Below are 13,317 nucleotides of genomic sequence, written 5' to 3'. Positions count from 1 at the left end.
TTATCTTACAGCACCATTTTTTATTAAAATATCAGCCATTTTATAATTTTTATTTTCTTCAGCCATAGTTAAAGCAGTTTTATTATGATTATTTCTTTTATTGATATCAGCTCCGTTTTTTATTAATATTTTCACCAAATTTCTATAATCCAATATAGAAGAATACATTAAAGCAGTATAACCATGAATATCTTGAATATTAATATCAGCTCTCAAACTAATAAAAGTATTAATCATATTAGCATCAGCCCTATATAAAATATTATACATCAATGCAGTTTTTCCATCTAAATTCTGAGCATCTATATCAGCACCAGAATCAACTAATAATTTTATAATATCAATATTCCTGCTAGAAGCATAAATCAAAGCAGTAGATTTATAATTGTCAGTAATATTAACATCCGCTTTATAAAGTATAAGCATTTGTATAATGTCAAAATCGCAATTAATACATGCATATATTAAAGCCGTTTTACCACTATCATTTTGAATATTAGGATTTGCATTGTTTTTTAAAAGGAGTTCTAATATATAAATATCTTTATTAAATATCGCATGCATTAAAGGAGTAACACCATATCTATCTTTTACATCAATATTAATGTCTTTAGTATTGAGCAAATTTCTAACAGACATAATATCAGATTTCTCAACTGCTATCAAAAGATCATTTTCAGCCTGAGTAAATGAATATGCAATATTAGAACATATGCTAATAAAAATTATAATAAATATAGTTTTCATAATTTACATTATATAATTTTATTATTAAATAAAAATATAGCAAGAAATAAATTATAATAATTATTATATCAAAAATACATATATAAATTATAGTATTTAGTAAATTTATTTTCATTGTAAAAAAGTCTGACTATGAATAAACATAATCAGACTTAAAAATAAAATATTTAATGACTATTATCTTTTAGCCTGTTCATACTGTTTAGGGAATGGTACATCAATACCCAAAGTTCTTGCAGCCTGTAATGCCCAATAAGGATTTCTTAAAAGCTCTCTGCCTATATATATAGCATCAGCAGCACCATTTCTAACCATCATATTAGCCATTTTAGGATCATATATAAGTCCTCCACCTATGCATGGAATTTTCATGTACTGCTTCAATTCACGACAGAAAGGCACTTGATATCCTTCATAAGGAATGATTTTTCCATCAGCAGTTACAGCTCCTGTACTAACATTGATAGAATCCAATAAACCTTTTTCCTCTAAAGGCTTTAACATCTCAGCAAAATCTTTTACTGTGTTTCCGCCCTCTTTCCAATCATAAGAAGATATTCTTATCTGTATAGGATAATCACTTCCTACAGCTTCTCTGCATTTTACTAAAACTTCTTCCAAGAATTTAGCTCTGTTCTTACCATATTCATCAGTTCTCTTATTTGATAATGGAGATAAGAAAGTGGAAATTAAATAACCATGGGCAGCATGAAGTTCTACAATATCAAATCCAGCCTTTTTAGCTCTCAAAGCAGCCTTAGCAAAAGCATCTATTACCTCATTAATATCAGACTGACTCATTTCAATAGGAGTTCTATATTTCTCATTGAATGCTATAGCACTTGGAGCATAAATTTTATCTGTTTTTGTTCCTTCAGCTTTTCTTCCAGCATGTCCTAACTGTATACCAATTTTAGCACCATTATCATGAACTGCATTAGCTAATTTGCTTAATCCGTCAATATATTTATCATCCCAAATTCCCAAATCATTATCTGTAATACCGCTTACATTAGGCATAACTCCTGTAGCCTCAACTATTATCAAACCTGTGCCACCTATAGCTCTTGTAACATAATGCTGAATATGCCAATCATTAACATAACCGTCTTCAGAAGAATACATACACATTGGAGGCATTACCACACGATTTTTTATTTCAAGATTACCTATTTTCAAAGGTGTAAAAAGATTACTTTTTTCTGGCTTCATTTTATAACTCCTTAACAATAATATTTATTATAATACTATATAGTATATACATATAAAAATATATTTCAATTTCACAATATAATTAAATTAATAGTCATATTATTGTAAATTATATGTAAATATCAAATACCATACATTTTATACATTTATTTTTTTAGTAGATCGGATGGTATCAAGCCATCATTGTTTTTTATATTAGTTTTAGCACCTCTACTTAAAAGCAAATCTATAGTACTTGAATATCCTTTTTCATTTGCATAATGTAAAGGTGTATTACCCTCACTATCTTGAGCATTAATACTCAAAAATGTGTTCATCAAATAATATGATATGGCATCATCATTTCCATAAATGGCTGCCAAATGTATAACTGTTCTTCCGCTTAAAGATTTCTCTCTAGTAAGAGAAGGAGCTTTCTTTAGTAAAAAATCTATCATATTAGCATCACTAAAAGATGAAGCATAAAATAAAATAGAATGTCCGTTATAATCTTTATTTATAATATCAGCATTATTTTCTATAAGCAAATTTATCATATTTGTATTGCCTTTAAATACTGCATACTGTAAAGGTGTTGTGCCATTAAATAATACTTCTCCACTGAAATTTTTACCTTTTACAGAATAGAAATTTGTATAATTATTAAGAGGCATTTCTATATCTATTTCATTGCTATAACTTAAAAGAGTTTTTACCGCTTCAGTTCTATCATAATTTATAGCATAAAGTAAAGGAGTAAATCCTTCATCATTTCTCACATTTATATCTATACCTTGTGATATTGCTTTAATAATGTCAGAAATATTATTATTATATATAGCTTCAAATAAAGGTTTATTGCCATCGTATATATGAGAAGAATCATCATCAGAAGAAGGCTCAAAATAATCATCTTCTACACTATTTTCATCACTATATTCATATATTAAATCATCAGCAAATGTATTAGCTAGAACAACTTTAACATCATTAATATTATTCATACTATTAGTATAATAATTACTTGATGGCAGAGAATTAGTTTCTTTATTAAATAAACTCTCATTCAAATTTGTATTTATTTTTCCGCCTATATTATCATTAGTGTAAGAACTATTATTTGTATTAAAACCGTTTGTATTTATAACACTCTCTATACTCTCAACTCCATCGCCATACAATAAATCAGAAGCAGTTTTTCCATCATAATTTTTTATAGTATAATCAGCACCTTTTAATAATAAAAATCTGTATGTATTACTATTATGATTTTTTACTGCCAAATGCAAAGGAGTATCACCATCAATATTTTGTGCATTTATATTTATAGGAGTTCTATTCATAAGGGCAGTTAAAGTATTAGTATTTCCTAATGCTGCTGCATTATGTAAAGGAGTATCTCCATATATATCAACGGCTCTATAAGAATTACTTGAATAATTTAAAAGCGTATCAATAATTTCTGCATTTCCATAACTTGCGGCATACATTAAAGCATTATTTCCTAAACTGTCTTTTCTATTTATATCTGCACAAAGCTTCAAAAGAGTATTTATTATATTAATATTTCCTTTAAATATAGAATACTGCAAAGGACCAGCATTATGCAAATATACATAACCTTTAAACTCTATTCCATTGCTACTTTCATTAAAATATAATTCATTTTCTGGTATAAAAGCAGTTTCTATATTGATAATATTTGTATTATTCATTCTATACTTAAGAAGTTCATTAACCATATCATCTTTATTAAGATGTATAGCATAAGTAAGAGGAGTTTCATAAGCTATAATTACAGAATTCATATTAAAATTAGAATACATCATTATATTTCTTAAAGCATTAGTGTCTGATGTTTGAATAGTTTCTACAATGAACATATTCTCATTATAAGTATTTGTAAGAGAATCATAATTTTCATTATTATCTAAATCAACAGAAGAACTTCCTCCTGTCAAAACATATTCAGGCTTAACTCCATAATTATCACCTATTTCTTTATTAGCACCAAGTTTGATAAGAAGATTATATGCCTCTCTTTTTTTATAGTAAGCAGCATAATATAAAGCAGTACATCCGTTTGAATCGATGTCATTAATATTCATATTAACATTTTTAACTAAAAAATTAATAGTTTCTAAATTATTAAGAGAAGCAGCATGATGAAGTCCATTAACATTACCGTTAGGAGTTTTATCATTAACTAAAGTTCTATCCTTTACAAGAAGCATTCTTATAATATTACCATTTCCAAAACCGCATGCATATAAAAATACAGAACTTCCTTCATTATCCCTAGCCTTAACATTCGCCCCTTTATCTATAAGTTGCTTAGCTATTCTAGGATTACCTTTAAATATAGCAAACATTAAAGGAGTAGCTCCTCCTATATTAAAACTCTCACCTTCATACATATTTATCTTTGTATAATCAGAAAAGTTATTAGGAAGTTCATATTCCATATTAACCTCGCTATAATCAAGCAGCAATCTCACAGCCCTTTCATTATCAACTTCAATAGCATACAAAAGTGGAGTTAATCCTTCTTCATTCGTAGTATTCAAATTCATTTTATATCTTAAAAGATTTTTTAATTGAGATTCATATTTATTTTCTTTAATAGCATCAAAAAATTCCTTCTCTTTTTGAGTTAGAGCGAATATATTAAAACTAATAGATAATAGTAATATAATAAATAAAATTCCGTTTTTTATCATCAAATATCTTCCTAACAATTTTTTATTTTAGTAAACATAATTTTGAAATTATATAACAACAATCAATTAATAACAACAAAATTTATATTTTATTGTAAAACATCGGCAGGCTTTAATCCTTCATTATTTTTTATGTTTCTATTAGCACCCAATCTCAAAAGCAATTTATACGCCTCCATCTTATTATTGGCAGCAGCATAATAAAGTGCAGTCCAACCGTCATCATCTTGAGCATTAATATCAACTTTTAAATTTCTAACTAAATATTTAATATTATTTATATTATCATAAACTACAGCCATATGCAAAGGCATAACATTATTTTTAGTCTTTGAATTAATAAGTTTTCTATTTTTAGATGCAATATTTCTCAATATGGAACTGTCCCCAAAAGCAGCAGCATACAAAAATGTTGACCAGCCCTCTTCATCAGTAGCATTAACATCAGCACCTTTTCTTATAAGCATATTTACTATTTTAGGATCTCCATTACTTTTAAATATGGCATAAATAAGGGGAGTTGCCTTTCCTATATAAACAGCATCAGTGGAATTATTATTTAAATGAGTAAAATAACCTTCTGGAAGTTTTGATTCTAAATCTATATTATTATTTGCAAGAAGAATATTAATAGAATACATACTATTATTTTTTATAGCAAGATGCAAAGCACTTAAACCATAACCATCTTTAGCATTGATATTAGCTCCTCTATTAATAAGAGATCTAATGGCTTTATAATCATCAATTTCAATAGCCTTAAATAATTCAATATCTATATCTCTTAATTCATTAACATCATTTTCTATTTTTCTAGTTAAAACAGTAGCAGGAAGTACATTATGATTATCTGCAATATTTGTATTTGCTCCAAGTACTATTAGCAAATTATAAGCTTCCATACTTTTAGAATTTGCAGCATGATAAAGTGCAGTCCAGCCGTCAATATCTCTTGCATTTATATCTATATTGGAATTAGTGCATAAATACATTATAACTTCAAGATTATTATATTCGCATGCTATATGCAAAGGCGTAACATTAAACTCCGTCTTACTATCAAGTAATGCAGAATCTTTTTGAGCAATTAATGATATAGTATATAAATCAGAAAAAGCAGCAGCATACATTATACTATTCCAAGTTTTAAAATCTCTTATTTTTAAATTAGCACCATTTTCTATTAAAAGCTCAGTTATCTCTCTATTATTTTTATATATAGAATAAAGCAAAGGTGTAGCACCACCCAAATTATTAGCATAATCTTCAGGTAATTTAGAATTAATATTAATATCATCATTACTAATAATTGATTTTATATACTTTAAATCATTATTGTCTATAGCTTCATATAAATTATTATAATGAGTTTTTGATATATTATTCTCTATATTTTCCATATGGTCTGCAAAATCATAATGATCATATTGCGAATATAAAAATAAAGAAAAACAAAATATTAAAATAAAAATTGTTCTCATAATAAAATAACTCTCAATTATTGTGTAGTAGCAGCACTATCCTGTAAATCAGTAATTGTGCTATTAAGGTTATATTCTCTTTTAGGTAAACCAACACTAGGAAAGTCAGTAAGAGTAAATTCAATCCAAAATTCTTTATTCCAATAAACACCTTTAACAGAACCTGAAGTAATATCAGAAGGAAGTGTAGAAGGTCTTACTGCAAATGTAGCCTGAATCTGCCAGCCGTCTAATTCATGCCAAATACTAGCCTCAATAGATTTTAATTTAAATAAACTTTCTACCCTTTTTTGAGGATTAGAAAAATTAAATGAATTTATAATATCCCAAAAAGGATTCACCCAAGTTTGATTTTCCTTTTCTGCATAAGATTTTATATATCTATAAGCATTCTCATTCGCACTTGTAGTACCTATTCTAAATTTCCATTGATTTATAACCTGAAGTTCTATACCAAATGTGAATGAAGCCGTGTTATATCTATAGTTAATAAAATCATGAGTAAAAGCAAATCCAAAGTATAAATTGAAATCATTAACTATACCGTCAAAAAAAGGCTTCTTATTATTTTTTATCAAAATCCAATCAGTAATTTTTCCTAGAGGTATTGGAAAATGGAAATAAGAATTTATACGATTAACTGTCAAATTTGTACCTAATAAATTCCTTGATACATCATATGAGATGTAGGACTGATTATATAAAAGTCTCGCAGAAGCACCTACCTCTGTTGTAAGCATTTTATTTGTTGAGAATTCCACCCCATAAATTTTAGTTTCAGAATTGTATGTAGGTATAAAGTCATATCCTGTAGTTATAAAAGATTCCAAATTAAGATTTAAATTAGGAAGATAAAATAAACTGTATCCTGTTCCTCCTATAGCAAATCTAGTGGTGAAATTATGATTATTAAACTCTCCAACCTGATTTCCTGATGTTTCTGTATCAATATATTTTTCTTTAAATCTATAGCCCAAAGCATAAGTAGTATCCCATCTTATTGTAGGTTCAAAATATTTAGTAAAATTATAAGGCAATATACTATAAGGAAGAAACATAGAAAAATTCATTCCTGTACCAATACCAAAATATGTATTATCTTTATCATAAATTAAGTCTTCTGCACTAGGATTTATACTGTTTTGATATGAGTATTCCAAATTTATATTAGGAGAAAATCTTATAAACTCATTAGTAAAAGTTCTTGATATATCTCCGTATAAATTTAAATTATTTCTTTCTGCAAGTTTATCATTCAATTGCGAATCAAGCATAGGATTATTAACAAAAGCAATACCTTCAGAAGTTTTATAATTGATAGTATGATTATAATTAGCTCTTAAATTATAATTTATATTAAGCCCAGGAAGATAATATGAAGTTTCATCTCCAAGTACTGAACTATAACTAGCTTCAACTGAAGGTAAAACTAATTTATAAGGTTTAGGCATATAATAGTCAAAATTAGTATTATTATCTACCGATATATTTCTAACAGCCTCTAAATCCCATTCTGCCCCTACTTTTAAATTTACTCCATAAATATTATTATTAATATATACAGAATTTTCTATATAGCTTTCAGGATAAGAATCTCCAATATCCTGCAAATTACCTGTAATAGAAGTAAAAAATGTTAATATATCAAACCGTCCTCTTTGATTATAAAAATCAGATCTGAAATATAAATCGCTATTTAAATTCAATTTACCAGTTATATAACTATTGATATTCTGACTGTTATAAAGCTGAATTGTATGATCATATTGAAATTTATATCTAGGTACAAATTTTCCGCTCTCCCCAGAAGCAAAATAGTTAACATATCTTGTACCATAACCTATACTTGATGTAATATATGAATCAAGCAAATAATACTGTCTTCCCAAAGCGAACATAGCATCTAATGCCAAATCCTGATACTGACTAGTATATCTTATTTCATCTCCTAAAAGAAAACCAAGTTTCTGATAAGCATCGAATCTTATTTTATGCTGCACACCGTATAAATTAAATATTTTATAATTTTGTATATAAACACCTTCTCTTAAAGATTCTCCGAAAGCAGATATAATACCAGTACCAACATTATTCTGTATAAATAGCGGAAAATAAAATACTGGCTGTCTTCCAACTCTATAAAGACTATTGAATATCATTACATTTTTATTGTTCCAAAGATAAACCCTACTTGTTAAAAAATCATGAGCTATAGGAGTAAGACGTGAAAAACTTACACTACTGTTTTCTGCAAAAAAATCCTGATCATTAAATTTTATTATACGCCCCTGAACAGTGAAAGACATAAATTTAGTTCCTCCACCGAATAGTACCCCTTTTTTACTTTCTCTATTTAGCATAAACCATTCGCCATTAAGAGTACTTTCGCCTGCTTTTACAGTTAAATTACCAGAGGCAAAAACCTCTCCTGTTTTTAAACTGTATACAACTCTATCAGCAATTAGAATATTATTATATAAACGCATAGTAACATTACCATATAATGATATAAGTTCTTCTTCTGCTTCTGTTATTTCATAACGTTCTACAAAATCAGCACCTATAAGTTCTACCTGAGCCCCACCTCTATTTATGGTAATTCTTGCTACTTCCTTTATTTGATCTTTATCCCTAATTATTTCCTGTTTTATATTAACCTGTCTTTCTATAATTCTAGCTCTTAAACTGCTTTCTGTATCATAAGGATAAATTTCTATATTATTAATTCTAGCATACTCTCTAAGAACATAAAATGGAGTAAAATTAACTAAATTAATAAAGGATATAGGATTTTTTTTGGCATCGAATCTATTTATCTGCATTATTGCAGTTTCGCCTATATTATTGGTCGAAATAGTATTATTTACTGCATTAGTATTATTGATATTTGTATCTTGTGCATATAAAAATACATTAGATATTAATGTAAATAATAACAAGATAAAGATTCGCATTACACCCTCTAAAACTCAACTTCTATTTATTAAGAAAATTTAATTTTAAAGAAATTGCGTTTACCTACTTTTAAAATACCTTCTTTTGAAATTGCCGCATTTATATCATTTATCTTTTCATTATCCAAAGAAACACTTCCCTGAGAAACAAGTCTTTTCAAATTAGACTTACTTTCTGAAGACATACATTGAGATAATATATTCAAAATATTATCAGCTTTTTTAACTGTAATTTCTTCTATTTCATCAGGAAGTCCTTTAGAACTGAATATTCTTTTAAACTCCTCTTCTGCATTCAATGCCTCTTGTTCTCCATGATAAATCTTTACTATCTCTTTTGCCAATATTGCTTTTATATTCCTAGGATTCTCACCATTTTCCATAGCCCTAATATAATTCTTAATATCATTAATAGGTATATCAGTAAGAAGCTCCATATATTTAGATATTAAATTGTCTGGTATACTCATAGCCTTACCATACATATCTTTGGCACTGTCATATATTCCTATATAATTACCTAAAGATTTACTCATCTTCTCAACGCCGTCCAAACCTTCCAATAAAGGTACTGTAATGACTGCCTGAGGAGATAATTCATATTCTTTCATCAAAGTTCTTCCTACAAGAAGATTAAATTTCTGATCATTTCCTCCAAGTTCAATATCGCATTCTAAAGCAACAGAGTCATATCCTTGTGCAAGTGGATACATAAACTCCATCATACTTATAGGCTGACCATTTTTATATCTTTTAGCAAAATCATCTCTCTCTATCATTTGTGCAACCGTATATCTTGAAGTTAATCCCAATACATCAGCAAAACTCATTTTTTCAAGCCATTTTGAATTAAATTCTACTACAGTTTTTTCAGGATCCAAAATCTTAAAAACTTGCTGTTTATAGGTTTCAGCATTTCTTAAAACATCTTCTAAAGTAAGTCTTGGTCTTGTTTTAGTTTTTCCTGAAGGATCTCCTATTCTCCCTGTAAAATCCCCTATCAAAAATATAACTTTATGCCCTAATAACTGAAAATGTCTCATCTTCCTTAAAAGTACAGTATGTCCCAAATGTATATCAGGTGCTGTAGGATCGAATCCTGCTTTAACGGTTAATTTCTTTCCACTTTTTAATTTTTCTTTTATCTCTTCAAGTCCTATAACTTCGCTTATTCCCCTTGTAATCAATTCTATAGATTCTTCAATACTGTATTTTTTCTCTTCCATTTTTATATCCCTTTGGTAAAATTTATTAAAACAAAAAATATAATTATACTAGATATTAATCTTAATGTAAATTTCAATTAAAGTCAAATAAAGATTTTTTATTGTCTTTAATAAGATATATAAAAAATAATTATTATTTTATTATAAGTTCTTTAGTGAAGCTATTTAAATTTTTATGTCCTTCTTTAGTTACAACCACCAAATCTTCTATTCTTACACCAACTTCTTTATCCTTATAATAAATACCAGGCTCTATTGAAAATATCATACCCTCTTTTAATCGAGCATGATGTATACCGCTTATATCCCCATACTCATGCACATCCATACCAATACAATGTCCTGTTCTATGTGTAAAATATTCACCATATCCTGCTTCAGTAATATAAGAACGTGCTTCATTATCAATATCTGAAAATTTCACATTTTCTTTTATCTTATTAATAGCTCTTTCATTTGCTGTTTTCACTATATTATAAATATTTTTAGATTCCTCATTAGGCTCTCCGAAAAATATAGTTCTAGTCATATCAGAACAATATCCATCATGCATACAGCCCTTATCTATAACCAAACATCCTTTATCACCTATAACAGTATTTCCAGTGCTATAATGAGGATTAGCCGCATTAGAAGCGAATGCTATTATAGGAGTAAATGAAAATCCTCCGTCTGCTCCATTTCTTTTATATATAAGTTTTAATTCTTCTAAAACTTCAATCTCTTTCATGCCTGTTTTAACAAAATCAATAATATCTTTCATGCTTTTATCATTAATTGCAGAAGCTTTAATCATTTTTTTTATTTCTTCTTCATCTTTTTGCATTCTTACATAATCTATACAGGAAGATGCATTAATATAGTTCTTTGCAATATTAAGCTCCATCATCTCAAGTAAAAAATTAGCAGTCATTAATTTATCTATACCAATATTTTTATCCTTATTAATAAATTTAGATAATTTATTTACAGCACTTTCCGTATCCGAATAATACAAAACATCTATATCATTATTATTTAATGGAAATAATTGATTATTAATTAAATGTACTTCATTATCCTGATTAATATAAAGTCCTAAAAATCTTTCCCCTGAATGTATATTAATATTTGTAAGATAATATATTGACATTCTATCTGTTATAATAAACTGATAAATATCTTTTTCTTTCATAGCATTAATAACTCTATTTAATCTATTGCTGTTCATAAACTAACCCTTTATTTTTTTCATAACTTCAAAATAATATAAATTATATTATATACTAAAAAATATATTTTTGTAAAAATTATTTATTTTTATCTGGCAAACTAAGTAAAGTTAAAGCTATTAATGCTAATAATACCCCTATAACAGAAAGTACAGTTGGTATCTCATTAAAAAATAATAGCCCGAAAACAGTTGCTGCTATTGGTTCTCCTGATGCAAGTATAGAAGCCTTTCCTACATCAATATAACCTAATGATATAGTAAAAAAAGCATAAGGAAATACTGAAGTAAAAAGCGAATGCATAATCATAAATAATAACATACCAGCACCATTATCCACTATAACATTTGAAATTGTTTTCCAATCTGTGAAAGGAAATAGTATAATAGAAATACTTAACAATGCATATAAAGTTACTGTTAATGTATTATAGTTTCTTAAAATAGCAAGTTTAGAAAATATACTGTAAAGTCCGTAACAAAAAGCTCCAAGAAGTCCTATAAATATGCCCAAATATGTCCAATTCATAGTTTCATTGTTTTCAAGAATTCCGCTTGCAAAAAAACACCCTATCAATGCTAGTATCATACATAAAATTTTTCTTAAAGTAATTTTCTCTTTAAAAAATATGCTTGCAAATATTAAAACAAATATAGGTGCCAAGCTTAAAAGTACAGCGGATAAAGATAATGATAATTCCTTTATAGATTCATTATAACAAATATTAAGCCCTAATATACCAAGTATTCCAGCACATACAAATATCCATAAATCTTTTAATTTTATTTTTAGCAAAGACTTATCATATATAAATAAACCTACAAAAAATATTATGCTTGCCACTATAACCCTTGAAGAAACAATGCTATAACTGTTTATATTTAATTCCATAAGCCTTCTAATAAATATTCCACCGCCGCCACAAAATATACCTGAAAGTATAGGAAGAATAGGTATAAATTTTTTCATAAAATAACCCCATAAAAATTGATAAAATATTATTAAGAACTATATTATATATGAAAAAAAATAATTTTTTAATAGCAATTATCTAAATATTTTTCATATTGAACTATTTTTTTATAAGTTCCTGATATTCTAATGAAGTATATTCTAACAATTCTACAAATAATTTACTTGGAAAACTAAAATATTCTAAATATTTATGATAAGGAAGAACTAATATATAATATTTTTCATCTAATAACTTTGAACGCACCAATATAAGTAAAAATATACCTACATATTCTCCTGACAGTTTTTCTTTATAATGATAATTATCTTTGAAATCTTTTATTTTTATGAGCGTATCATCAAAATAATCAAATATATAATCCTTAAATAATACTAATAATATAATTTTTAATAATTAATAATATATACTAAAAATTTATATTGTTTAAAACATTTCATTATCAAATGCTAAATATATGCTCGTATAAATATAAATTAGATTTTTTAAGAATTAAAAAAATAAACCGCTTTTGTGGGATGAACAAAGCGGCTTATTACAAATATAGTTATTGGGGGGTAGTCCAATCAACTAAATATATTATCGACCGCTTGGAAATTAACTTTAATATTTTTATAAAAAAATTAATATATGGCTTATTTAAACAAATAATAAAGAAAGTTTTATTTAAAATGAATTATATAAATATGCACGGGAGCTAGAGATATTTCCTTTAAGTATTCCTTATTTTTTTGAAGTATAACATAGGAGTATCATAATTTAAAGCGGAATGTATTCTTTTATGATTCCAAAAATTATTATATTTTATTAATTT

General features: G+C 26.9%; 9 protein-coding genes. All 9 read right to left on the bottom strand.

Going from position 1 to position 13,317, the window contains the following annotated elements:
- Nucleotides 1–747: an ankyrin repeat domain-containing protein gene (locus Q1J76_RS04215; protein ID WP_300367277.1), complete on the bottom strand. Its 747-nt coding sequence runs from the start codon at nt 745–747 to the stop codon at nt 1–3.
- Between the two features lie 177 nt (nt 748–924).
- On the bottom strand, nt 925–1,959 hold the full coding sequence (locus Q1J76_RS04210) for an NADH:flavin oxidoreductase/NADH oxidase (protein ID WP_300367274.1): 1,035 nt from the start codon (nt 1,957–1,959) through the stop codon (nt 925–927).
- A 146-nt stretch (nt 1,960–2,105) separates the two neighbouring features.
- Complete coding sequence (locus tag Q1J76_RS04205; protein ID WP_300367272.1) at nt 2,106–4,658, bottom strand: ankyrin repeat domain-containing protein; 2,553 nt, start codon at nt 4,656–4,658, stop codon at nt 2,106–2,108.
- 89 nt (nt 4,659–4,747) lie between these two features.
- On the bottom strand, nt 4,748–6,139 hold the full coding sequence (locus Q1J76_RS04200) for an ankyrin repeat domain-containing protein (protein WP_300367269.1): 1,392 nt from the start codon (nt 6,137–6,139) through the stop codon (nt 4,748–4,750).
- A 17-nt stretch (nt 6,140–6,156) separates the two neighbouring features.
- On the bottom strand, nt 6,157–9,093 hold the full coding sequence (locus Q1J76_RS04195) for an LPS-assembly protein LptD (RefSeq protein WP_300367266.1): 2,937 nt from the start codon (nt 9,091–9,093) through the stop codon (nt 6,157–6,159).
- Nucleotides 9,094–9,122: 29 nt separating this feature from the next.
- On the bottom strand, nt 9,123–10,319 hold the full coding sequence (tyrS, locus tag Q1J76_RS04190; RefSeq protein WP_300367263.1) for a tyrosine--tRNA ligase: 1,197 nt from the start codon (nt 10,317–10,319) through the stop codon (nt 9,123–9,125).
- A gap of 133 nt (nt 10,320–10,452) precedes the next feature.
- On the bottom strand, nt 10,453–11,529 hold the full coding sequence (locus tag Q1J76_RS04185) for a M24 family metallopeptidase (RefSeq protein ID WP_300367260.1): 1,077 nt from the start codon (nt 11,527–11,529) through the stop codon (nt 10,453–10,455).
- 79 nt (nt 11,530–11,608) lie between these two features.
- The gene (locus Q1J76_RS04180; protein ID WP_300367257.1) at nt 11,609–12,499 is read right to left on the bottom strand and encodes a DMT family transporter; all 891 of its coding nucleotides are present in this window, start codon (nt 12,497–12,499) and stop codon (nt 11,609–11,611) included.
- Between the two features lie 103 nt (nt 12,500–12,602).
- Nucleotides 12,603–12,752, bottom strand: coding sequence for a hypothetical protein (locus Q1J76_RS04175; protein ID WP_300367254.1), 150 nt, complete (start codon nt 12,750–12,752; stop codon nt 12,603–12,605).
- Nucleotides 12,753–13,317: the final 565 nt, after the last annotated feature.

Source organism: Brachyspira sp. (assembly GCF_029258575.1).
Taxonomy (GTDB): Bacteria; Spirochaetota; Brachyspiria; order Brachyspirales; family Brachyspiraceae; genus Brachyspira.
The sequence above is the reverse complement of the archived record's forward strand: the minus strand, read 5'-3'. Positions and strand labels throughout refer to the sequence as shown.